The organism is Aequorivita aurantiaca (assembly GCF_030410135.1).
GTDB classification, from domain to species: Bacteria; Bacteroidota; Bacteroidia; order Flavobacteriales; family Flavobacteriaceae; genus Aequorivita; species Aequorivita aurantiaca.
In genome coordinates this window covers 706,997-731,083 of record NZ_JAUGQQ010000001.1, presented here as the reverse complement: position 1 = coordinate 731,083, position 24,087 = coordinate 706,997, and the positions used below count along the sequence as shown (strand labels likewise).

The 24,087-nt window shown below is 39.6% G+C and carries 23 protein-coding genes; 5 read left to right on the top strand and 18 right to left on the bottom strand.

Going from position 1 to position 24,087, the window contains the following annotated elements; genetic code table 11:
- The coding region (locus tag QRD02_RS03315; RefSeq protein WP_290253474.1) for a CARDB domain-containing protein at positions 1–1,535 on the bottom strand (1,535 nt) is incomplete at its 3' end.
- A gap of 75 nt (positions 1,536–1,610) precedes the next feature.
- Between QRD02_RS03315 and QRD02_RS03310 the strand changes: the two genes are divergently transcribed.
- The 4 genes from QRD02_RS03310 to QRD02_RS03295 all read left to right on the top strand — a co-directional run bounded on the left by QRD02_RS03310 (position 1,611) and on the right by QRD02_RS03295 (position 6,434).
- The gene (locus tag QRD02_RS03310; RefSeq protein WP_290253473.1) at positions 1,611–2,531 is read left to right on the top strand and encodes a NifU family protein; all 921 of its coding nucleotides are present in this window, start codon (positions 1,611–1,613) and stop codon (positions 2,529–2,531) included.
- A gap of 172 nt (positions 2,532–2,703) precedes the next feature.
- A complete protein-coding gene (locus QRD02_RS03305; protein ID WP_290253472.1) occupies positions 2,704–4,818 on the top strand; it encodes a thioredoxin domain-containing protein in 2,115 nt (704 codons plus the stop codon).
- A gap of 5 nt (positions 4,819–4,823) precedes the next feature.
- Complete coding sequence (locus QRD02_RS03300) at positions 4,824–5,669, top strand: mechanosensitive ion channel family protein (protein WP_290253471.1); 846 nt, start codon at positions 4,824–4,826, stop codon at positions 5,667–5,669.
- Between the two features lie 51 nt (positions 5,670–5,720).
- Entirely contained in the window at positions 5,721–6,434 is a 714-nt protein-coding gene (locus QRD02_RS03295; RefSeq protein ID WP_290253470.1) for a hypothetical protein, read from the top strand.
- Positions 6,435–6,443: 9 nt separating this feature from the next.
- Here the strand turns inward: QRD02_RS03295 and tsaB are convergent, their stop codons facing one another.
- The 15 genes from tsaB to cyoE all read right to left on the bottom strand — a co-directional run bounded on the left by tsaB (position 6,444) and on the right by cyoE (position 19,943).
- The gene (gene tsaB / locus QRD02_RS03290) at positions 6,444–7,103 is read right to left on the bottom strand and encodes a tRNA (adenosine(37)-N6)-threonylcarbamoyltransferase complex dimerization subunit type 1 TsaB (RefSeq protein ID WP_290253469.1); all 660 of its coding nucleotides are present in this window, start codon (positions 7,101–7,103) and stop codon (positions 6,444–6,446) included.
- Positions 7,103–8,380 (bottom strand): efflux RND transporter periplasmic adaptor subunit, encoded by a 1,278-nt coding sequence (locus tag QRD02_RS03285; protein ID WP_290253468.1) that lies wholly within the window; start codon positions 8,378–8,380, stop codon positions 7,103–7,105. Before QRD02_RS03285 ends, tsaB begins: the two co-directional genes overlap by 1 nt.
- A gap of 2 nt (positions 8,381–8,382) precedes the next feature.
- Positions 8,383–9,714, bottom strand: coding sequence for a TolC family protein (locus QRD02_RS03280; protein WP_290253467.1), 1,332 nt, complete (start codon positions 9,712–9,714; stop codon positions 8,383–8,385).
- Positions 9,715–9,857: 143 nt separating this feature from the next.
- Entirely contained in the window at positions 9,858–11,027 is a 1,170-nt protein-coding gene (locus QRD02_RS03275) for an efflux RND transporter periplasmic adaptor subunit (protein ID WP_290253466.1), read from the bottom strand.
- 51 nt (positions 11,028–11,078) lie between these two features.
- Positions 11,079–12,350 carry an ABC transporter permease gene (locus QRD02_RS03270; RefSeq protein WP_290253465.1) on the bottom strand — a complete coding sequence of 424 codons (1,272 nt, stop codon included), beginning with the start codon at positions 12,348–12,350 and terminating at the stop codon, positions 11,079–11,081.
- A complete protein-coding gene (locus QRD02_RS03265; RefSeq protein ID WP_290253464.1) occupies positions 12,343–13,587 on the bottom strand; it encodes an ABC transporter permease in 1,245 nt (414 codons plus the stop codon). The genes QRD02_RS03270 and QRD02_RS03265 overlap by 8 nt, the downstream gene beginning before the upstream one ends.
- A complete protein-coding gene (locus tag QRD02_RS03260) occupies positions 13,580–14,287 on the bottom strand; it encodes an ABC transporter ATP-binding protein (RefSeq protein ID WP_290253463.1) in 708 nt (235 codons plus the stop codon). Before QRD02_RS03260 ends, QRD02_RS03265 begins: the two co-directional genes overlap by 8 nt.
- Before the next feature lie 136 nt (positions 14,288–14,423).
- The gene (locus tag QRD02_RS03255) at positions 14,424–14,657 is read right to left on the bottom strand and encodes a hypothetical protein (protein WP_290253462.1); all 234 of its coding nucleotides are present in this window, start codon (positions 14,655–14,657) and stop codon (positions 14,424–14,426) included.
- Between the two features lie 22 nt (positions 14,658–14,679).
- Positions 14,680–15,207, bottom strand: coding sequence for a DUF420 domain-containing protein (locus tag QRD02_RS03250; RefSeq protein WP_290253461.1), 528 nt, complete (start codon positions 15,205–15,207; stop codon positions 14,680–14,682).
- Between the two features lie 3 nt (positions 15,208–15,210).
- On the bottom strand, positions 15,211–15,834 hold the full coding sequence (locus QRD02_RS03245; protein ID WP_290253460.1) for an SCO family protein: 624 nt from the start codon (positions 15,832–15,834) through the stop codon (positions 15,211–15,213).
- A 109-nt stretch (positions 15,835–15,943) separates the two neighbouring features.
- Positions 15,944–16,588, bottom strand: coding sequence for a hypothetical protein (locus QRD02_RS03240; protein WP_290253459.1), 645 nt, complete (start codon positions 16,586–16,588; stop codon positions 15,944–15,946).
- 386 nt (positions 16,589–16,974) lie between these two features.
- A complete protein-coding gene (locus QRD02_RS03235) occupies positions 16,975–17,358 on the bottom strand; it encodes a cytochrome C oxidase subunit IV family protein (RefSeq protein ID WP_290253458.1) in 384 nt (127 codons plus the stop codon).
- 18 nt (positions 17,359–17,376) lie between these two features.
- A complete protein-coding gene (locus QRD02_RS03230) occupies positions 17,377–18,360 on the bottom strand; it encodes a cytochrome c oxidase subunit 3 (RefSeq protein WP_290253457.1) in 984 nt (327 codons plus the stop codon).
- A gap of 46 nt (positions 18,361–18,406) precedes the next feature.
- A complete protein-coding gene (locus tag QRD02_RS03225; RefSeq protein WP_290253456.1) occupies positions 18,407–18,988 on the bottom strand; it encodes a cytochrome c oxidase subunit 3 in 582 nt (193 codons plus the stop codon).
- 55 nt (positions 18,989–19,043) lie between these two features.
- Positions 19,044–19,943 carry a heme o synthase gene (cyoE, locus tag QRD02_RS03220; protein ID WP_290253455.1) on the bottom strand — a complete coding sequence of 300 codons (900 nt, stop codon included), beginning with the start codon at positions 19,941–19,943 and terminating at the stop codon, positions 19,044–19,046.
- 119 nt (positions 19,944–20,062) lie between these two features.
- Here cyoE and QRD02_RS03215 point away from each other — a divergent pair, with 119 nt between their 5' ends.
- Positions 20,063–21,046: an MBL fold metallo-hydrolase gene (locus tag QRD02_RS03215; RefSeq protein ID WP_290253454.1), complete on the top strand. Its 984-nt coding sequence runs from the start codon at positions 20,063–20,065 to the stop codon at positions 21,044–21,046.
- A gap of 43 nt (positions 21,047–21,089) precedes the next feature.
- Here the strand turns inward: QRD02_RS03215 and QRD02_RS03210 are convergent, their stop codons facing one another.
- Together QRD02_RS03210 and QRD02_RS03205 are read right to left on the bottom strand one after the other, a co-directional pair.
- Complete coding sequence (locus QRD02_RS03210; RefSeq protein WP_290253453.1) at positions 21,090–23,177, bottom strand: gliding motility protein RemB; 2,088 nt, start codon at positions 23,175–23,177, stop codon at positions 21,090–21,092.
- 102 nt (positions 23,178–23,279) lie between these two features.
- A complete protein-coding gene (locus QRD02_RS03205) occupies positions 23,280–24,053 on the bottom strand; it encodes an energy transducer TonB (RefSeq protein WP_290253452.1) in 774 nt (257 codons plus the stop codon).
- Between the last annotated feature and the right edge of the window lie 34 nt (positions 24,054–24,087).

Below are 24,087 nucleotides of genomic sequence, written 5' to 3'. Positions count from 1 at the left end.
ATATTGGCGTCGTTGTCACGGAGGTCGAAGACCCCGGACGTAGTGCCGTAGTCGCACTGGAAAAGATCAACGGGTGGGTTGGCGATGGGCTGGGGCCTAAAAGTTATTACAACAGAATTACTATCAACTCTACAAATTCCGTCTACTGCTTCAACAGAATAAATTCCATCGGTAGTAACTACCAGCGTTGGGTTTGTTGCTCCAGGAATGGCAATTCCATTTCTAAACCATTGAATATTGAAAGGTGGATCGGTTACACCAGAGTCCAAAATTACTGGACGTCCCAGACACGCGGGGCCTGGATTCAGAAGAATTCCAGCGGTGCTGAGATCTACAGGAAAAATAAATTCATTATTGGATTCATTAGTTTCTGCTACAATACCAGTTCCGTTACCAATATCATCAACAACCGCTCGTAAATTAAAATTGTTGGGAGTAGCAATTGGGATGTTCAGCGTTATAGTTCCGCTTTCAGAACCTCCTATTGGAATAATATTGTTGGTAACAGTCTGGCCGATCAATACGGCATCTGCATAAAAAGCAATGGGGGTATTGGCTGGCAATTCATTAGTACTGTTGACATTATAGACAGTATATTCTACATCTATATCATTATTTTGGCATAGTACTCCGAGATCATCAATTTCAATGGTAGCATCGGGAAGTTCCGAATTTACACTGGTAATGATATTGTTTACCATGATGAAATCCTGCAATGATTCCAATTCAATAAGAATGGTTTGATCTCCCTGAGCAACAATTCCTGTTAAACTATAGAAATCCAAATCCATGTTATAGTTCTGTGCATTTCCGGGAGGTGGATAGGAATTGGTCCCATTAAAAGCATTGTTGGCGGGATTCAAGGCATTTGATATTAAATTGCCATTAATAAATAAACTCTCCCCATTGGCGATTTCGGCTTCCCCTTCCCAAGCCAAAAAACCGATTTTGGAGAGTACATCAGAACTTACATCAATATTGGTCAAGGTAATGCTCAAGTTATTATTATTGGCGGATACACTTTCCAACCCATCAAACAAACTAATTTGATTGAGTCGCAGCGAGGCGTCTTCATAAATAACATATATGGCCCAACCTCCAAAATTAGTTCCGCAATAGCCAGGAAGTAATGCCTGAACGTCCATGTCAGAAAAAGTGTAAGTTCCATTACCCGTAGCGCCAACCAAAGCGGTTACATCTGCATATGCAGAAAAATAGGGCTGTGAATTAAATGTATGGCTAAAAATTCGTTGTGCACTAATAGGGCTTCCATTTATGGCAACATCAAAATCGCCCGTGCCAATAGAACCCCAATAAAGATGTGCAGAAACAAAATTTTGTCCGGGGCTCAGGGCCAAATTGGCACTGCTTTGTAGCATCTGGCCACAATATCCGTTAAAATTGGGCTGTGCATTCAGGGTATTTCCAACGGCTGTAAAATCATATCTTCCATTAAACTGCTGAAATAATTGTACGGGTTGTGAAAAAACAAAAAGAGGAAATATGATAAGAAATAGAAGTAATAATTTTTTCATAATTCAGCTGTTAAGATGCCAAATATATTGAATACATTGTTTTTCTTTTTATAATTTCGCAAAAAAAACTAGGAAATGTCCCAATTTAACATAGCTATTTCGCAAACGAGCAACCAAAATATTGTTAAATTTATTGCTAATTCTTTGTTAACTCGCTCTACGAGCCATGAATTTGGCAATATTGACGAGGCAAAAAGCAGTCCACTGGCCCAACAACTTTTTTATCTTCCCTTTGTAAAAACAGTTTATATCTCACAGAATTTTGTGGCTATTGAAAAATATGATATTGTGGAATGGAAGGATGTGCAAGAGGAAGTAGCAGAATCTATTGCGGACTATTTAAACAGTGGTAAAGCCGTGATTTCCCTACCAAACGCAGCCAAAAAAACACCGAGCAGCATTTATGCCGAAAGTACTCCAAACCCGTCGGTCATGAAATTTATTGCCAACAAAACATTAGCTTCCGGTAATTTTGAATTCAAACAAGCTGAGGATGCGGCCATTTCGCCATTGGCAAAGAATCTTTTCAATTTTCCATTCGTAAAGGAGGTTTTTATCAGCGGCAATTTTATATCTATTATGATTCATAATTGGGCGGATTGGCAAGAAATTTCAATGGAAATGCGCGAATTTATCCAACAATTTCTTCAGGAGGGAAACCCAGTCTTTGCGGAAGACATGCCAGAAATAAACGCTACTACCTCAAATGTTTCATTGGATAAAAATTCACCGGAAACAAAAGCAAAACCCCATACCGCCATTGAAAAGGAAATAATCGCAATACTTGACGAATACGTGAAACCTGCCGTAGCGAGCGATGGAGGCAATATTCTTTTTGACTCTTACAGCGCGGATACCAAAACTGTAAAAGTTGTACTACAGGGAGCTTGCAGCGGTTGTCCATCTTCAACCATCACACTTAAAAATGGTATTGAAACCATGTTGAAGGAAATGCTCCACGGACAAATAAATCAGGTTGTTGCCATCAATGGGTAAGAGCTTCATCAATTATTATTTTAAGGAATAAGGGATGGTTTTTAACTTAATTTTCAAACAAATGATTTTGAATAATTGTATTTTGATTTCAATTTAAATAACCAAATGGTGAATTTTTGAAGTACGCTTTTGAAAATTCAAAAGCGTATTTTTGTTTTACAAAATTCACAAGATGCGAATGCTGCTTGCCTTTTTGGCATTATTCTTATTTTTTAGTTGCAATTCCTCAAAAAAAGAGCCCTTGGAAACACATCCCCATACCAATGATTTAATTCACGAATCCAGTCCTTATCTGCTGCAACATGCGCACAATCCCGTGCATTGGAAACCCTATGGCGATGCCGCATTAAAGCAGGCAAAAAATGAGAAAAAGCTTATAATTATAAGTATTGGCTACGCCGCCTGCCATTGGTGCCACGTGATGGAGCACGAAAGTTTTGAGGATAGTACTGTTGCCGCGGTAATGAACAAAAATTTTATATCGGTTAAAGTGGATCGGGAGGAACGGCCGGACGTGGACCAAACCTACATTAATGCCGTTCAATTAATGAAGGGGAGCGCGGGCTGGCCCTTAAATGTAGTTACGCTACCCGACGGAAGACCGGTGTGGGGCGGCACCTATTTCAGAAAGAATGATTGGATAAATGCATTAGAACAAATCCACGAAATTTATAACAATGAACCCGAAAAATTGATAGCCTATGCCAACCGTTTGGAAGCAGGTCTCAAAAGTATGGATCTAATACATTTGAACATGCAGGACATAGATTTTACAACGGTTCAAATTTCGGGAATTTTGAAGAATTTGTCACAGAACTTTGACTCGGAATACGGCGGATATAAAGGCGCCCCGAAATTTATGATGCCAAACAATCTGGAATTTCTTTTGCGCCAAGCTGTCGAAAAAAATGATATCGAACTATTGAATTACGTAACCCTAACTTTGGACAAAATGGCGTATGGCGGACTGTATGACCAAATGGGCGGCGGGTTTGCGCGCTATAGCACTGATGAAAAATGGCATGTGCCGCATTTTGAAAAAATGCTATACGACAATGCCCAACTTGTGAGTCTTTACAGCAATGCCTATTTGGTAACCCAAAAAGAGTTATACAAAGAAGTGGTAGAAGAGACACTGAATTTTATTTCACGGGAATTGACACACGAAAATGGCGGTTTTTATTCCTCTTTGGATGCAGATAGCAAAGATGAAACAGGTAATCTTGAGGAGGGCGCTTTTTATGTATATAATTCAGAAGAGTTACAGAAATTGTTGCAAAATGACTTTGAAATTTTTAAGGAATATTATAACCTTAACGACTATGGAAAATGGGAAAAGGACAATTATGTGCTGATTCGCAAAAGGTCGGATGAAGCCATTCAAAATGAATTCAAAATTACCTCCGAAGCATTTCAGCAAAAAAAGAAAAATTGGAAAATCACCCTACTTGCCCACCGGAATAAAAGATCAAAACCGCGGTTGGATGACAAAACGCTTACCTCGTGGAACGCCCTTATGTTGAAAGGCTATATTGATGCGTACAAAACCTTCAATGACGAAAAATATTTAGCGGCGGCCTTAAAAAATGCCCAATTCATTTCGGAAAATCAACTTCAAAAAAATGGTGCCCTTTTCCATAATTATAAAAATGGGAAGAGCAGCATAAATGGATTCTTGGAAGATTATGCCTTTACCGTTGAAGCCTATATCGCCCTTTATCAAGTAACGATGGATCACAATTGGCTGGACCTTTCAAAGAAAATGACGGATTATGCAATGGCCAATTTTTTTGACGATGAAAAAATGATGTTCTACTTTACTTCCAAACAAGATCTGGCCATCGTCATTCGAAATTTTGAATATAGGGACAATGTGATTCCGGCGTCAAACTCTGTTATGGCGAAAAATCTTTTTCAGCTTTCTAAATATCTGGAAGAAAAGGAATTTGAGGAAATTTCCCGTCAAATGCTGAAAAATGTTCTGCCCGAAATGGAACAGTACCCCAGCGGCTTTTCAAATTGGATGGATTTGTTGCTGAATTTCCAGAGCAGTTTTTACGAAATAGTAGTAATAGGCGAAATGGCCCCGGAAAAAATAAAGGAACTGAACCAAGTGTATCTTCCCAATAAAATTATTGCCGGAAGCATAACGGCCAACAACGGCCCACTATTCAAAAATCGATATTCACCGAAAGAAACCTATATATATGTTTGCAAGAACAACACTTGCCAACTCCCGGTTCACGACTCTAAAATTGCAATTGAATCAATAAACAAAAACGAATAAAATTTATGGAAAAATTTAAAGATTGGGATATCTACATTGAAGAATACGGAAAAAAACTAATTGACTTTTTGCCAAACCTTATCGGCGCTGCGCTGATGCTTTTAGTAGGTTTTTGGCTTATAAAACTCCTCAATAGTTTTATTAACAAGTTTTTCGATAGAAAGGAATACGATCCCGCCTTGGAAAATTTCATCGCAACCCTAATCAATTGGGGGCTTAAAATAATTCTCTTCGTTTTGGTAATTACACAATTGGGTGTTGAATCGGCTTCATTGGTCGCCATCATTGGTGCCGCCGGACTTGCCATTGGTTTGGCACTTCAGGGCTCGCTTGCCAATTTTGCCGGAGGGATTCTTATTCTATTATTGAAACCCTTTCGTGTGGGCGACTTTATCAGCGCCCAAGGTGTGGACGGGACAGTAAAGGAAATCAGTATTTTCAACACAAAGCTCACCACTTTCGGCAACCAGCTTGCCATTTTGCCAAACGGTAAACTGAGCAATGAAAATATTATCAATTATACCGTAGAAGGAATTCGACGGGAAAGTCTGACCATAGGTATTGGATATGATGACAACATAAAGCAAGCAAAAGAAATACTTCTAAGCTTGGTGATGGAGCAGGAAACTGTTTTAAAAATTGAAGATAAATTGCCTATGGTTGCAGTAGCGGAATTGGGTGACAGTTCCGTAAATTTAACCTTGCGGTATTGGGCGAAAAACGAGGATTTTTGGGAGCTACGTTGGTATATTTTAGAAGAAAGTAAAGCAAGATTGGAAGCTGCCGGAATCACAATTCCATACCCACAACGCGATGTGCATCATTTTAATTTGGAAACATTAAAAAAATAATGCTTAATTTGTGGAAATATTCACTGGAATTATTAATAAAAAACAGTTATCATGAAAAAAATAGTAATCACCGTACTTTGTATTACTGCGGGCATTTCGGCTTTTTCACAAGCGGGAAGTTATGCAGGAAACAGTCATTATGATATGTACTCCCGCACCATTGACCTTAACCAAAAGTCGCTGGCATTTGGTTTAACCGAAGCAGAATTTAACGTTATAAAGGATGAAGCATACCTAAACCCGAATTTCATTTCCGGGAATATTTATCAAGTGGACAAGTTGATAAAAGATAATGTGCCAATGCGTTATAATGCTTTTGCCGACGAAATTGAAATAAAGAAAAACAATTTTGATGAAAACTACAGCGCACTTGTGCAGGATCCAAACATATTCGTAAAAATGGGAAATGATCTTTTTCACTTTGTGCCCTTTGAAGGAAGCAACGAAAAAGGCGGATATTTCAATGTGCTGATCGACGGACAAACGTATGACCTGTACAAGAAAACAACGGCCATATTCAGGGAACCTCAAAAGGCTAAAACAAGCTATGAACGAGATTTACCCCCTTCCTTCGTTAAAACTACCACCTATTATTTAGTACACAACGGTACATTTTTGGAAATGCCCAGCAGCAAATCCAAAGTGCTTAAAATGATGGATAAGAAGAGTGATGAAATTAAATCGTACATAAAGAAAAATAACATTGATATTGATAAGGAAGCGGATATGATAGCATTAGTTTCCTATTTCGATTCCCTATTATAAGAAACTGGATTAACCCAGCATAAATTCCTTTAAATAATAAGGTTCAAAATAAGCGACATCTTCGGTGTCGCTTATTTTATATTTGGCTTCCGCCAATTGGGCCATATCAGCTGCTGAGGGAAAAGAGCGTTGGTGAAAGCGTGCGTTTTCACTATTGCAAATAGCTTCCAGCTTATCGGCGCCATCGCCCAGAAAAACCGTATTCCCTGCTTTTAAAAATTCGCTAAAGGAATTTTCGTTCAGAATTTCTGCCCGAGTTTCTCTTATTTGTTTTTTTTCAGCATTGAAAACTGCTGAATATACTTCCATTCTTCGCGCATCGAGCAGTGGAATAATAAATCCATCTTTTGGATTCACTTGTTGCGCCAAAACTTCCAATGTAAAGGTGGATATTAAAGGAATGTCCAATGCAAAACATAGGCCCTTAGCCGCAGAAACGCCGATACGCAGGCCAGTGTAGGAACCCGGACCTTTACTAACGGCAATAGCATCCAGACCGGCTTTTGCAATTTTCGCTTCTTTTAAAACCTCATCAATAAAAACGTGCAGTTTTTCCGCATGTGAGAATTTCTGGTCATTCTCTTCACGAATTGCTTTTATCTCCCCGTTGACGGCAAGGGCCACGGAACAGTTTACGGTTGCTGTTTCAAGACATAAAATAATAGCCATTATTTTTTCTTTTTATCCTTTTCGGGAGCTGTAACCTGAACCTTATCGCCTTGTTTCAGAAGTTTGGTAACGGTGTTGTAAGGACCGGTGATTACTGTTTCACCTTCCTTTAAGCCAGAGAGAATCTCAATGTTTGAATCGTCTTGGATACCCGTTTTCACTACACGCAGTTTTGCTTCTTCGCCATTCATTACATACACGGCCTCAAATTTTTCCGCGTTCGGATTCACTTCCCCCACAGTTGGTTTTTTGGAATCGGTAGTATCTGTTTTTATAACAATGGCACTGATGGGAACGCCGATAACGTTATTTTTTTGGTTGGTAATAATGTCTACGGTAGCAGTCATACCCGGGCGAAACGGCGAAAAACTTTCCGGTTTGCCCTCGGTAAGATCATTGTAGGATTCCGGCAGAATGCTAACCTTCACTTTAAAATTGGTGACTTGGTCCGCGGTCAACGCGCTTTCTGCACTGTTGGCAATGGCAGTAACCACACCCTTGAATTCCCGTTTTAAGTATGCATCAACCTCTACAATTGTGGAATCGCCAACGGCCACTTTTACAATATCGTTTTCATTAACATCCACTTCAACTTCCATTTTTTGAAGGTTGGCAACGCGCACAATTTCAGTACCGGCCATTTGGGCGGTCCCCACTACCCTTTCGCCCAACTCAACGGAAAGTTTGGAAATGGTTCCGCTCATTGGCGCATAAATGCTTGTTCGGGAAAGGTTGTCCACAGATTGCTTTACGTTTGCCGCAGCACTTTGCACATTGTAAAATGCTGCTTTGGAATTTGCTTGGGCCATGTCATAATCAGCCACAGATCTGTCCCATTCCGCTTTGGAAATCACTCCTTTTTCAAAAAGCGATTTATTACGATCATAATTTAGCTTCGCATTCTTTTCACTGGCTTGGGCTTGCGACAATTGGGCTCGAACATTTTGAAGTCCAGCTTGGGACTGACTGACGGCTGCTTGAATCAAATCTGGATTGATTTTAACCAAGAGCTGCCCCTTTTCAACAGTTTGACCTTCCTTAACGGGAAGTTCTATAATTTCGCCGGAAACTTCCGAAGATAGCGCCACTTCAACTTCGGGCTGGATTTTCCCAGTTGCGGCAACGGTTTCGGTAATATTTATTGGTTCAATTTTAGTGATTTCCACTTCTTTGTAATCACCGGATTTTCCAAACCAACCTTGTTTTTTCCCAACTAGAAGTAAAACAATAAGAAGGGCAACTGCAACCGACAACCAAATAATAGTTTTTTTCTTCATAGTTAAAATTTTAATTCGCTTGGGGCCACGCCAAAGTAAAGTTCCAAAACTTTCAGTTTAAAAATATATTCAAATTTTGTCCTGTTTTCCTCAATTCTCGCATTGTCAAAACGCAATTTTGATTGGCTAAAGTCGAAGGCATTGGTGAGGCCAACATCGTACCGATCCTTTGCATATTGATATGCAAGTTCCTGCGATTCCAACGCTACGGTGGCCGCCTCATAAGCTTTCAACGCACCGTTGGCATCCACATAGGCTTGATATACATTTGATTCCAAATCCAGTTCGGCTTGCTCCAATTGGTATTCGGTATTTTTTAAATTTATTTTATTTCTCATTACATTTCCCTTTACGGAAAAGCCGTTAAAAATGGGAACATTCAGTTGCAGACCGTAACCAATCCCATCGTTTAGATATAACTGCTCCACAAAATCCTTTTGAAGCGGATCATTATCGGCATAGCGGGTATTGTAACCGAAAAATGCCGAAAGCGTGGGAAAGTAGGCACCGCGGGCAATCTGCAAATCTTTTTGGGCAAGTTCAACCTCCTTTTGTGCAATTCTAACTTCTGCACGGGTTTGTTTGGCACTTTCAATAATTTCAGCAACATCTTTATCTGCAATGCCTCCGTCAATTATTTTATATTCTTCATCGGCAATATCGAAATTGGCATAATCCTTTATCAACAATAATTGCGCGAGACTAATTAAGGAAATCCGAACGGTATTTTCGGCTACGGCAATTCGTTGTTTTTCGTTGGCATCGGTTGCTTTTATTTCTAAAAGATCACCTCTTGGAAGCACGCCCGCGTCCACAAGATTATTCGTTCTGTCAAATTGTTCCAGCGTTACGATATTTTGCGATCTTGCTACTTTTAGGTTTGCCTTGTTCAGCAAAACTTGTAAATATGAATTTGCCACCGCCAGGGCAATGTCATCTTTCATTTTGTCCAAACGATATTGTGCGGAAAGTTCAGAAAGCTTTGCCCGTTGCAACTGGCGTACGTTTCGAAGACCATCAAATAGGGTGTATCCAACGTTTACTGCTCCGGAAGCAGAGCCAAAGGTGGTATTCTCCAATTGATTGTTGGTAGGGTTTAGGCTTAAACCTGTATTTTTCGAGGCACTCATATTGGCATTTATTGACGGCAGAAAATTGCCCAAGGCCTCCAGCTTTTCTGCTTCAGTAAATTCCAACTCAAGTTCGCTCTGTTTTACTGAAATGTTGTTTATAAGTGCATGTTCAACACATTCGTTCAGAGTCCATTGCTTGGTTTGGGCTGAAATGGAAACGGAAAGAATCAAAAAAAAGAAAGGGATTGCTATCTTCTTCATAAGTTTTATTGTTGCGAAATATGTCTTTTGTATTGCGATTGCGTTACAAAATTTAAATATTGATTTGATTGGTTTGATCTAATAATTGGTTGAAATCTTTCTTCCACAGCGGAAACAAAGATATCATAAAGTTCGGGTAAAATTTATTTTCTGCCGCCTGCTGCCGGTGCTGGTTTAAGTTGGTTCCACACTTTAATGTTATCGGTTTCGGAAACCCCGGATTTTACTTCCACGTCAATTCCATCACTTACACCCAAGGTTATTTCCCTTTTTTCGAACTGTTGGTCTCCAACCAATACCTCAACAAAAGGTTTTTGCGTGTTTTGATCGTATTGGACAAGGGCTTCTTTAATGGTAAGCACATTATCGGCCTTTGCCAGAATTATGGATGCGTTTGCGCTCAAGCCCGCGCGGATGAAGGTTTTGGTAGTGTCCAAATTTTTCATCGTTCCTTTTATCTCGAATTGGATTGCGCCATTTTCATCCACGCCCTTTGGGGCAATATAATCCAGTTCGGCATCAAAAGTTCTGTCGGAAATGGCGCCCACTGTAATTTGTAACGGAAGGCCTTCCTTTATTTTTCCAACTTCGCTTTCGTCCACTTTTCCTTCAAAAATCATTTTATCAACATCTGCCAAGGTAGCGATGGTTGTACCGTCGTTAAAATTATTGGCCTCTATGACTTGGTTGCCCGTTTTCACGGGAACGTCCAGCACCATTCCCGAAACGGTGGCCCGAATTTCAGTATTTGCCGCTGCGCCCATTCCGCTGGTTGTGCCGGTTCTAACGATATCGTAGTTTTGATTGGCGGCGGTCAGGCCAACTTGCTCCTGTTTAAGGCGCTGTTGGGCCTGGTCGAACGCTAATTGGGCCGTATCAAATTCATTGGCAGAAATTACCCCTTTTTCGAAAAGTGCCTTTTGCCTCTGATAAATACTTTTTTGATTTTCGAAAGCAAGCCGGGCGGTTTCCACTTGAGTCCGCACGCTGTTAATGTTGCTTTTTGCGCTATTGAGAGAGGATACATTGGGGACCACTTTCACTTTAGCAATAAGGTCACCCGCCTTTACCACCTGGCCTGCAACCACAAAAATTTCATCAATGATTCCTGAAATATTAGGTTTGATTAGCACTTCTTCCTTCGGGACAATGCTTCCCGTGGCCACGGTTTTTTTAACAATAGAGCCTACCACAGGTTTCTCTGTTTGATAGACCACAGGATCTTGCATGTTCTTTGAATAGAGCCAATACATAGAAGCCACAAATAGTATGGCTATTGTGAGAAGGATGAATATGGTTTTGGTTTTTTTCATTTTATGTTATTCTTGTAATTATTCTTATGTTGTTGATTATTATAAATCTTTCTATTCAGTTCTGAGTGCTTCAACCGGTTTAACCTTTATTGCGTTTTGTGCGGGAATTAAGCCCGCCAAAAGTCCGGAAACTATTAAAATAGTTAAAGCAATAAATACAACCCCAATGTTTACCGATGGATTTATAAACATCATTTCACTGGTGTCCATAGTACTTAGTTGATAGTTGACTAACCACAAAACCACGGTTGCCAAAATTATTCCTGCCATTCCCGAAACAATGGTCAAAAAAATGGATTCCAACAAAATCTGGGCGCGAATGCCCCACGGCGTTGCACCAAGTGCACGACGGATTCCAATTTCCTTGGTGCGTTCCTTCACCACAATAAGCATAATATTGCTTATTCCGATAATTCCTGAAAGTAAAACCAATATTCCCACAAAATAGGCAACAAAGTTTAGGGCCGTAAACAACCCATTAATTTTGCTGTATTCCTCATAAAGGTCAAAACTTCCCACGGCGCGGTCGTCATTGGGATTTATAGTGTGCCTGGTTTTTATTACATCGAAAACTTCAGATTTCAGATCAGTGATAGAATAGCCGTCCTGTGCCGTGATTGCCATCCAACCTACAATATCCCCCATATTGAAAGCTTGTGAAAAAGTTGTAAAGGGTACGTATATTTCCTTTTGCATCTCTTCGGGATCGCCGTTATTTCCCTTTTTTTTGTAAGTGCCAATCACCATAAAGTTTACTCCATTTATTTTAATGTATGAGCCAATTACTTCCTCATTTGTCTCGTATAAAGCACTTTGGACACCACTGCCGATAATGGCAACTTTACGCCTTTCATTGATATCTGAATAATTTATGAACCTGCCGGAAGTTATGTCCATTGGTTGTTGTTGGATTATTTCGGGGTAATCTCCGTAAACATTAAAAGCGCCCGTTTGCAGGCCGCGCACTACATTATTACTGCCGCGGAAACCACCTAACTGATTTCGGGGAGACACGAACCGAAGGCCTTGCACATGTTGTTTTATAGCTGGAACATCGTCCGTTTTGAAATTATATCTGCGCCCTTTTGGCAAGCCTTTATAGGGCTGTGATGCCGTTTGCGACCACATAAACATGGAATTCGTGGCCATGCCATTAAAACCTTGTTTTATACCATTTTCCAAACCATTGCCAGCCGCCAGCAGAATAACCAGAATGAATATGCCCCAAAGCACGCCAAAAGCGGTTAAAACCGTTCTGAACCAATTGCTGCTGAGGGCCTCAATAATTTCCGCCCAACTGTCCCTGCTGAATAGTTTACTCATCGCGCAGTGCTTCAATAGGTTTAATGTTTGCGGCTCGATATGCGGGGAAAAAACCAGCCCCGGCTCCTGCCACGACTAAAATGACAACCGTTGTGATTGCTACCGAAAAATCCACGGAAGGATTCCGAATATAATCTGTTTCAATAAGTGGACCTACCAATTGTAATAAAAACAGACTCAAAATGAGACCTACAAACCCAGCGATGGCGGTAACGAAAATAGATTCGTGCAAAATCATGCCTATTATAGACCACGGCTGAGCGCCAATGGCCTTTCGGATGCCAATTTCCTTTGTTCGTTCCTTAACAATAATGAGCATAATGTTGCTCACACCAACCACACCCGCAATAATTGTGCAGATGCCCACGCCCCAAAAAAACCACCGGATCATATTATTCAAGTCGTAGAATTTTTTGGTGTTTTCTAAAGTATTATTAACGTTCACCGCCCTTTCATCATTGGGCGCGATGGAATGTTTTGTTTTTATATCGGATTCTATTTGTGCAGAAAAAGCTTCGGAGGCCGCCAAAGCATCCTCAAAATTATCTTGTTTTTCGAGGGTAAAGGCCATTGACCGAAGTTTATTGCCTGCGTTATAAATTCTTTGTGCGGTTGTAAGCGGAATAAAAATACGGGTTTCCTCGCGTTCGCCACCGGGGTCGCTGTAAATACCAACAACTTTAAACTTAATTCCCGTTATATCAATATATTCACCCAGGGCGTTTTGTTCCTTAAACAGATCCAAATAAACTTGGTTTCCGATTATTGCCACCTTTTCATTTGTATTGATATCACTTTGGTTTATATATCTTCCGGCTACCAAGGTTTCGTTTTCTAAAAATTGATAGTCGGGAAAAACACCTTCCACCCGATAGCTTCCGTTTTCTCTTTTATAAGTTGTTAACTGCCCCCATCTACTGAAAACACCCGATTTCAACTCAATCCTATCACTGTTTTTGTTAACAGCCATGTCATAATCCCGATTGTCCATTTCAATAATTCTTCCGGGATTCATACCCTTATGTTCAACCGATGTAACATTGGTCCAAACACTGATTCGGTTGGTGGCGTCGCGTTCAAACTCTTTTTCCACTCCGTTGGCCATACCTTCGCCAATGGCGAGCAAAATGACTAAAATGAAAATCCCCGAGGCAACTGAGAGTCCAGTTAAGAACGTACGCAATTTATTCTTGCGAATAGCCTCAAAAATTTCCTGCCAGCGTTCAATATTAAACATAGCTCTCGGTTTTGGCGCGAACCTGACTCACGACCGAATCGTCTATTATAAGCCCATCCTTTAAGTTTACAATCCGCTTTGTCATGTGGGCAATATCGTCCTCGTGGGTTACGATCAAAATGGTTTTTCCTTCGTCATTGATGCCTTGTATTAGTTCCATTACCTCATAGGAAGTTTTGGTGTCAAGTGCGCCGGTAGGTTCATCGGCAAGCAAAACTTTAGGATCACTGGCCAAAGCGCGGGCAATGGCCACACGTTGTTTTTGACCCCCGGAAAGTTCGTTGGGCAAATGGGAAGCCCAATCTGCCAATCCCACTTTTTCGAGATAGTGCATTGCCTTGTCGGTGCGGACATTTCGTTTTACACCTTGATAATATAGAGGCATCGCCACATTGTCCAAGGCAGATTTATAATTTATCAGGTTGAAAGATTGAAAAATAAAACCTAGGAATTTGTTCCGATATCGCGCGGCCACTTTTTCATTCAAATTTTTGATCATTGTGCCGTCCAGGGTGTAGGTACCTTCATCGGCTTCATCGAGAATGCCGAGTATGTTCAGCAAAGTTGATTTTCCGGATCCAGAGGAACCCATGATGGAAACCATTTCCCCTTCGGAAACTGAGAAGTTTATGCCCTTTAAAACATGCAGCGAATTTTTGCCCATATGATATGACTTATGAAGGTTTTTAATTTCTATCATCCTGAATATTATAGGAATTTTCAGCAATAGGGAAATCCCATTGCTTTTAATTTATTGTTGAGACTTTAATTTAAATATTTCGGGTCTAATCATAAGACTCCAAATGCCGATGCTTGTTACAGAAAACGTTAATTATTCAGGAATTTTCCTGGGCACGTGCCTTTTTTCGGTTTCTATAAATAATGTAGCCTACGCCACCAACGAGCAGATATGGAAAAATCATTAGATAAACAATGCCATTGTTTATGCCTTTTGCCGCTTGACCGCCTTCTTCGCTTTCCAAAACAGCTCGGCACATTGCACATTGCGCTTCGGCGGGAAATGCGGCTACCAACAACAGAAAAATGACAAAAAGAAGTTTAAGCTTCATAGATGGTTTCTTATTTATTTTGCTAATAATAAGGCGAAATCATTAAATATACAACCACGCCACTAACCGCAACATACAGCCACAGCGGATAGGTGATGCGCGCAATTTTTCGGTGTTTGTAATATTGACCCGCAATGGCGCGAACATAAGTTATTAATACAAATGGTATAACGATAATCGAGAGCAATATATGCGTAAGAAGTATAAAATAATACACATATTTCAACATCCCCTCCCCACCATAAGCGGTTGAATCTGATGTAATGTGATAGGCCATATAAAGCATCAAAAACATAACGGAACAGCCGATAGCAATTTTCATGAGTTGTTCGTGCAACTTGCGATTTCCCTTTCTAATTTGATATACCCCAACCACCAACAAAATAGCAGTCAAAGCATTAATACTGGCATATATTGGCGGCAGAAAACCCAACCGCTGCACGCCCGGAATTTTTACGGAAAACAAGGCAGCAACCGCCAAGGGAATGGCGATGGAAAGTATCCAAATCCAAAGATTATATTTTTTTGTATCCCTGACGGAAGTTTCCATATTCTACAAAAGATTTTTGATGTCTTCCTTTAATAATTGAATTTGCTTATCATCCAAACCATCATAATATATCATTGGATTACCATGCTCGTCAATACGGGAGCGGATATTCCCGTTTTGGTCAATAAGCGCAAAAAAGCCGGAATGTTCGAAACCACCTTCGGCCTCAGGCATTTCGCCAACGTATAAATTGAAACCTTCATTGGCTAGCTTGAATATTTTTTCTTTTTCGCCAGTCATTAAATGCCATTGTAGTTTGGTTATCCCTTTTGTTTTGGCGTATTCCTTTAAAACTTGTGGCGTATCATATGCCGGATCAATGGAAAATGACGCAATGCCAACATTAGGATTGCCAAGGAATTCATTTTGGATCTTGATCATGTTCTCGGTCATGATTGGACAAATGCTCGGGCAGGTTGTGAAGAAAAATTCCACCACATACACTTTTCCTTTATAATCCTTATTAGAAATAATTTTGCCGTCCTGATTCGTAAAACTAAAATCTGGTACAGCCCCAATAGTTTCAAGATCTGGCTTTGAAAGGTAATCTACAATTTTTGGCACGGCCCAGATTCCAAATATTAAAACAATAAAAGATATGCCTATGTATGAATAATTCTTTTTCACTTGAAAAATTTTTGTTTTCTGATGTCCTTGGCCTATTTTCTTTTCTCGGATAATCTGTTGAAAATGTGAAACTACGTCTCAGTACCCTTCCCTTATTTCCAATTTTCCGTTATATTTCCCGATTGGCTTTATATTTTTTTAGGGCGCGTCTGTATTCTGCCAAAAGCACTTTCACGTCGTCGCTCATTTTGTTGTTAATTTCCGCAATGTTGCTGGAGTTAAAACCATACATAACTCCTGCGTCCTCATCATCTTTTCTGCCACGAAGGCTTCGCTCCTTATCTATTATGAAAACATATGGGGTAGACAAATTTGAATCTAATATAAGATTTGAGTTCAGCGATTGAAAAACCCGACTGATATCTATTTCAGAACCAAAAGCGAAAAACCACGCATCGGTGGGCGCAATCTGTTTTAGCTTTTGCTCAAGTTTTCTCGCCTGTTCCTCTGCGCCGTTAGGCAAAAGAATCACAAATTGAAATTCATTAAATTCGTGATTTTTGCTATATATTTTTTGGGCGAGGTTGTAGGCATAAGCTTTGTGTTCTTCTAAATTTTTTCCGAAAAAACCCAATACCGTGATGCGGTTTTGTAGCTGAACCGGTGTTCCATCGCGGTCCGTAAAACCATCCAATTCGGCCACGGAATGAGTAAGTATGGGTAAAGGTTTAAAATAATTGGTGCTCATCGCAAAAAAAATATACGCCGTTATGGGCAAGATAAACAAGATGCCGAGCACTATATATTTTTTCATTATTGCATTTTTTTTGCTTTTGCAAAAATACAGGGTAAAAGGGGGTTGGGCAAAGTTTAGGGTGTTAATTTTATTATTTTGGATAGCGGTTGAATTCCTGACAAAATTGTTCGGAACTTTTGTTGAAATAAATAAAATCATTAAGAAGGTAGAACAGCGAAACAGCGAAACAATCACTATAATTCTTATAAGCTTGTTTCCTATTACAGAAAAAAACAATTCCTTTCGCTATTGCTTAAATGAATGATTAATTCGATTTTTTCGAACTTTTTTAATTTTTGGAATTGATATTTTGTTCGTTTTGAGCTATGCAGAAATATTCGGGAGGATTAACTCAATAAAAAAAGCCCTCGAAAGGAGGGCTTTTAAAGATGATCTAAATAGGTTTAGAAATCAAATTTTACATATCCGTTTTTATACACTTCATAAATATAGTCTCCCTCAATAAGAATAAGGGTAACCAAATATATAATAAGAAATACTGCAGTCCAGATTACCGCTCTTCGAAGACCTACGGTTTCATCGCGCATGTGCATAAAGTCCCAAGTAATGTAATATGCTTTAAATATTGTGAGAATGATGAATATCCAGTTAAGTAGTTTTAAGGCCAAAAAGTTATGTTCCACCAAAAAGGCCGGACGGATAATACCCAATACCACTTCAACAATGGTTACAATGGAAAGCACGATAAATACTCCCCAAATTTTGCTGACGTTCGACTTGAATTTTAAAGCGCCTCTAAAAATCTCTAATTTATGTTCGTGTGCCATTTTTCTACAATAAAATTTTTATACAAGATAAAAGAAGGTAAATACAAAAACCCATACCAAATCTACAAAGTGCCAATATAGACCCACTTTTTCTACCATTTCATAGTGGCCGCGACGCTCGTAGGTGCCTATTATAACGTTAAAGAAAATGATGCAATTTATCAACACCCCAGTGGCAACGTGAAAGCCGTGAAAACCTGTTATGAAAAAGAAAAAGTCCGCAAAGAGAGGATGGCCATATTCGTTATGCCGAAGGTTTGCACCCTCTACCACCATAACGCCGTCATTCATAACTTTCGCTATAGACTCTTCACGGCTCAAAACTATGTGCTGTCCGTGTTCATCTTTATTTTGGACTCTAACTAAAATATTGTCATTAGCTAATAAGCCAGCTTTTACCTGTTCAAAAGATACTGTCGGGAAATACTCCGCTTCCTCTTTGAACCAAATTCCATTTTCCCTCGTTTGCTCTACTCGTGCACCAGTGGCAGTTACGGCAAAGTCTCGTAATGCCACGCGCTCACCATCTTTGTTCAAAAATTGAACAATCTGGCCACCGTTGGTTTCAACCGCACCATAATCACCTTTTATAAAGGTTGCCCACTCCCAAGCTTGGGAACCCAAGAAAATAAAGCCCCCGATAATAGTAAGAAATAGATAAAGAATAACTTTATTTTGCTTCATTTGATGGCCCGCATCTACTGCCAGTACCATGGTTACAGATGAAAAAATCAAAATGAAGGTCATAAATGCCACATAATACATTGGCGCATCTACCCCGTGCAGAAATGGGAAGTGCGTAAACACTTCGTCCGGAATTGGCCATGCATCAACAAACTTGAATCTTGAAAATCCGTAAGCGGCAAGGAATCCTGAAAAAGTTAAAGCATCTGAAAGGATGAAAAACCACATCATCATTTTGCCGTAACTCGCCTTTAGGGGACTGTTTCCGCCGCCCCAGGTTTTTCCTTCGGTACCTGTTTTAACAACAGTAGCTTCCATAAAACTAATTTGGTTTTTAAATAAGGTTCAAAAATACGTTTAATTTTTATTTAACGAAATATAAAAATAAAAACAGGTAAATCCACACTACATCCACAAAATGCCAAAATGTTGCAGCAAGTTCAACACCAAGGGTTTTACCGTTTTCGTATTTCAGTTTATAATGATTATAAATTACGGTCAAAAGTGCAATTAGCCCCCCAAAAACGTGTGCCACGTGCAACAACACTACTAAATAAATAAATGATGTGGTAATGCTGCTTGCCGGACCCGTGAAATAATAGCCACTTTCCACAATCTCGGAAAAGCCGACAAATTGAAATATTACAAAAAGAATTCCCAATATGAGCGTTGACAGCAATAGAAGCATTCCCATTCGGTTTTGCTGCTTTTTTATTGCGTTATGCGCAAAATGAAAGGTTATGCTACTGGTTAAAATCAATCCTAAGCTAATAAAAAAAGCTTGCGGAATCTCGAAATTCGCAATCCAATCCGGCCTTTCCTTGCTTACTACGTATGCACTGGTTAGTCCCGCAAAACTCATGGTCAAGCTAATTATTCCAAACCAAAGAATATTTTTCTTTGCTCTATTTTTCTTTATTTCCTCGGTTCCTTCTGTTAAATCCATTTTAGTTATTCTTGTTTTTTATTAGTCAGGCATGTTCATTGTTTACATTCATCTTTCAGCGCAAAAATTTATCGGCTACATAAATTATTTGCAAAAGTGTTATATAACTTACACTTGCAAGCATCAGCTGTTTTGCTGCCTTTGAAGTTTTTTTCTTGTATAGAAGAAGTGCATAATAAAACAGACCTATCCCAAGAATGCCAATCAAAATGCCCGAAACAGGCGTTAAATATAATTTTCCGGTAATTCCCAAAACTGGAATAAGCGAAACGAGAACCGTCCAAATGGTGTATAAAATTACCTGTATTGCAGTGCCCTTATCTCGTTTTCCATTTGGAAGCATAAAAAATCCTCCCTTTTTATAATCGTCAAATAGAAACCAACCGATAGCCCAGAAGTGAGGAAATTGCCAAAAGAATTGGATCATAAACAATGTTCCGGGTTCAATTCCGAAGTTACCGGTGGCGGCCACCCAGCCCAACATAAATGGAATAGCTCCAGGAAAAGCACCCACAAAAACCGAAAGAGGCGTTCGGGTTTTCAACGGCGTATAAAGACTCACGTACATAAATATGGAAATGGCGCCAAACATTGCCGTAATTGGATTTATTGAATAAAGAACTACGATGCCAACAACAGTTAAAATTGCAGCCAAAATAAATGAAGGTTGAACCTTCATTTTACCGGAGGGCAGTGGTCTGTTTTTGGTTCGGTCCATAAGCGCGTCCAGATCGCGTTCAATAATTTGATTATAAACATTGGATGCGCCCACCATGCAATAACCCCCCACACATAGAAGAAAAAGTATATAAAAATCTATAACATCTGCGCCCAACAAATACCCCGCAACGGAGGAGAATACTACGCTAACGGAAAGCCGAAACTTAGTGATTTCAATAAAATTCCGCAATGCGGATTGTGAAATGGATGGGGATCGGGAAACGGACAAATTCATTCTTATTTAAGCGGGACAAAGATACGCTTCCTGTAATTTTTCCGCAATATATTCTTGACAATGTTCTTTATATTTCGGCATTTTTAGTATTTTCAACCACTTTTAAATCCAAAAAAATTATGTTTTCCAAAGCAATCCTTTCCAGCTTTCTTTTTCTAATTGCAATAAATTCATATGCACAAACAGATACCGGCGAGAAGGCCAGTAATAAACTTATAAAAGTGAGCAACAAAATTTACATGATGCAGGGCAATGGCGGAAATATTGGGCTGAGTGTTGGCAATGACGGCGTATTCATGATTGACGATCAATTTGCGGAGGAAATTGAACAGATTCAAAAGGACATAAAAAAGATAAGTGATAAACCTGTTCGGTTTTTGGTGAACACCCATTTCCACGGGGACCACACCGGCGGAAATGCCGGAATGGCGAAATCGGGAACGGTATTATTTTCCCATGAAAATGTGCGCAAAAGACTTTTGGAGGTAATGCGAAAGGAAACAAAAAAAATGCCCGAGGATGCCCTTCCTTTGGTAACCTTTTCAGAGGATCTTACCTTTCATTTCAACGGTGAAAAAATTTATGTTTTCCACGTGCACAACGCCCACACTGATGGCGACGCAATGATTTATTTTACGGACAGCAATGTGCTTCACACCGGCGATGTTTTCTTCAATGGGAAATATCCATTTATTGATGAGCAAAATGGAGGCAGTTTGATGGGCAATATTAGCGCCATGGAAAAGGCTCTCAACATCATAAATGAGGATACGAAAATTATTCCCGGTCATGGAAATATTGCCACTTTTAAAGATCTTCAGACGGGAACGAATATGCTAACCACAGTTTACAAAAGAGTTTACACGCATTACGCAAATAAAAAATCAGAAGAGGAAGTGGCCAAGATGACTGATATAACTCAGGAATATGACGCCAAAGGCTATGGTTCTGGCTTCATTAGTACAGATGCCTTTTTGAGAATGGTATATAAGAATGTCGCTGAGGAGCGTAATTCAATTGATAGCAATGCGGAAAAAAATCGAAAGGCACGTGAAAAGGTAGAGAAAATGATGAAGGAACAAGAGCAAAAAGAAAAGAATTAAAATTTAGAATTATCTACTCATCATTAATTCTACCGCAACCCGATCAAAAATCGTAGTACCAGTTGAATAAATCCGTCCGGATTCCAAAATTCACCCACATTGTTTGATTTTTGAATATGGTTTCCGTATCAACCTCCGGATCAAAATCCCTAAAAATTAAGCTGCCGTAAATCTTTAAATTGGTAGCCGGATTTATAATATAGCCAGCCTGCAGTTCCGTGTGGAAAAAATTGGTGGTGTTACCTTGGGCCAATTCATTTCCATCATCAGAAATTCTATTGTCCTCGCTTCCGTAAATATTTCCTCCGTAAAATTTTGAATCTTCGGGAGTGTTGAATTCAAAGCCACGTTTGGCAAAAATGACTTTTGCATCGCCAAAAATTCGCCCACGTTGGTAACGCGCGATGGCTATAAATTCAGAAAAATTGGCGCCAAGCGTATGGGCCATGGACTGGTTGTTATGGCCATAATTCAGCACTACCGTATTGTGGGAATAGGTATACGGCCGAACTCTATTGTATTCCGTTTGCAAATAAAGATTTTTCAGGCCAAAAGCGTCATAATATTTTATACCCAATTGATAGCCGGTTTTGTTTTTATAACTACCCTCTCCGCCAAAAACATCGCTACTGGAAAATTCATCAATAATTAATTGGCCATACGCATTAATACGGTCATTAACTTTATATTTCGCACTAATTCCAATCAAGGCATTACCGCCCCTGGAGCCAGTGGAAAATTCAATGGCGCGGTAAAATATTATGGGGTTGAGATAGTTGAAATCGAAACCACGATCATTGTCATTTTGCCAAATGACCGATTCAAAAAGGCCAATATTCAATCGTTTGGTAATGTTGTAGCTTAAATAGTGATTCGCCATATATTTTGTTCGGAAAGAACCGTCCTCCGTTACTTCGGGGCGTACATCCCGAAGTGACATCCACGTGTTTGTGTATTTCAATTTCCAAAAGGTGGTATTTATTTTGAAGAATGGATACGGGCTGGTATTATCACTGGTAAATAATGAACGATAGCCATCTCCCAGAAATGTCTTGCCGTGCCCCAATTGAATATTGAAATATTTTGAAGGTGTATACGAAATGTGGCCCGTGGCAATGGGATAATCATAAGAGTCAGACTTGAATTGCTTTGCAATGCCGCGTCCCGGAATTATAGCCGGATTGCCCCCGTCGGGACGTATGGATTCGGCATAGCGGTTGAAATAATCTGCAAAGCGGCCTTGGCTTTCGTAAATAACACCGAAAAAGCCAAGTTGCTTGCCAATGCTCCCTTGCGTATACACCAAACGGGTATTGTTATAAGTATCTATATCCGCGTCAAAATCCTTTCCTGCTTGCAGGTCCACTCCGGCGTCCAGCGTTAACCAATAATCCTCTCCTTTGATGGTAACCAGATGTTCGTTCCAGAGTTTTCGGCCAAACCATGAAGTTTTGTTTTTTAATATTTCCTTATTTGCGGCTTCAAAATCGTAATATTTATTTACTTCACTGTAAACGTATGGCTTTTGGGCAGTGTGGTTGTTAAGTCCCACGCGGTTAATTGCCGGATCAAAAAGGCTGTAATTGTGATGGGAAAGCGGAATGTTTATGTTGCTTTTATACTCTTCATTTTCATAAGGAAGGTTTTCAATTTGATCATATTCATCAACTAGTAGCTCTCTTTCATTCATAGGAATTTCAGAATTATGGACGATGCTTTTCCCCGGTGCAACCAAAGGAATTGCAATGGGAAGGGTGAACTGTACATAAGTTGGCGCGCCGTTATATGTGGCCGGTTCAATTTCTGGTAGCGACGCAAACACACGCCTTGCCTCCTCTTTCAATTCATCATAAATTCCATCAACATACAAAACTTTGAATTCGCCTTCTTTTGTTACCTCAAATAGTACATTTACATTTCCAACATACTTTTCAGTAAACACCTTTTGCGGAACTTGAAAATTGTCGAAAATGAATTGTTGCAGGGTAATGATAAAACAACTTTCCAGAACCGTTACCTCCACCTTTTTACATTCTGCAAAAACTGGATATTTTTCATATTGAGCCGAAGTTACTTGCGCAAAGGAAAATACTGAAATGAGAAAAAAGGAAAGAAATAAAAACTGTTTCATCGGGGTTTAACTGTTTAGTGCCGAAAGATACTGTTTTTTTATAATGACGAAATTCAAAAAAGGCTCCCTTTTTATGGGAGCCCGCCATGCATTGAAAAAATGCTATTTAATTTTAAAAGTGATGGGAACGGTATAAACCACATCTACATTTTTGGAGCCTTGCCTTCCCGGCTTCATAACGGGAAGTGTGTTTACAACACGTTGCGCCTCTTTCTTTAATTTTCCACTGTGGCTATGTGCTTTAACATCAGTCACAAAGCCCTGGGCGTTTATTTTAAAATTCACATAAATCTTATAGGTTTCGTTGGCCTTTAGATCTTCTAACACTTCCTTTCTAAAGTTTTCATTTATAAAATGATTGATCTTGGAAGACATACATGCTACTTTTTCCGCGTTTGAACCATAAGTTTCACAACCAGGGAAAACAGGGACAAACTCAACATTTATCATGTTTCTAGGAGTATTGTCCTCAGCCGGTGTAGTGGGCTTTACTACGGCAGGTGCCTCCATTATTGGATTGTCTGTTACATCAATTGGGGTTTCAGCATCTGTAGTGTTGTTTGGCTTTACGACAACTGTATTGAATGGTACGACCTTTGGCTTCGGTAGTTTTGCACTTACTTTTTTAACTGGTACAGCGGGTTTTGGTATATCCAAATCAATTACATAGTTTTTGAAAGGTGGCTCCTCAAGACCGTCGGATGTTGGTGGTTTAAATTCGGCCACTCTCATTTCAAAATCGGTTTGCATTATAAAGAAAACTGCCAATAAACTGGCGATGACTCCCATCTGGAAAAACAATCGTGAATTCCATTTGATGTTAATCTGTTTTTTTTCGTCTCTTTTGTTACGGGCATTATGGGATGTTGCTTTCATAATTTGGAATTTAAAAGGTTAAATTCTGTGATTT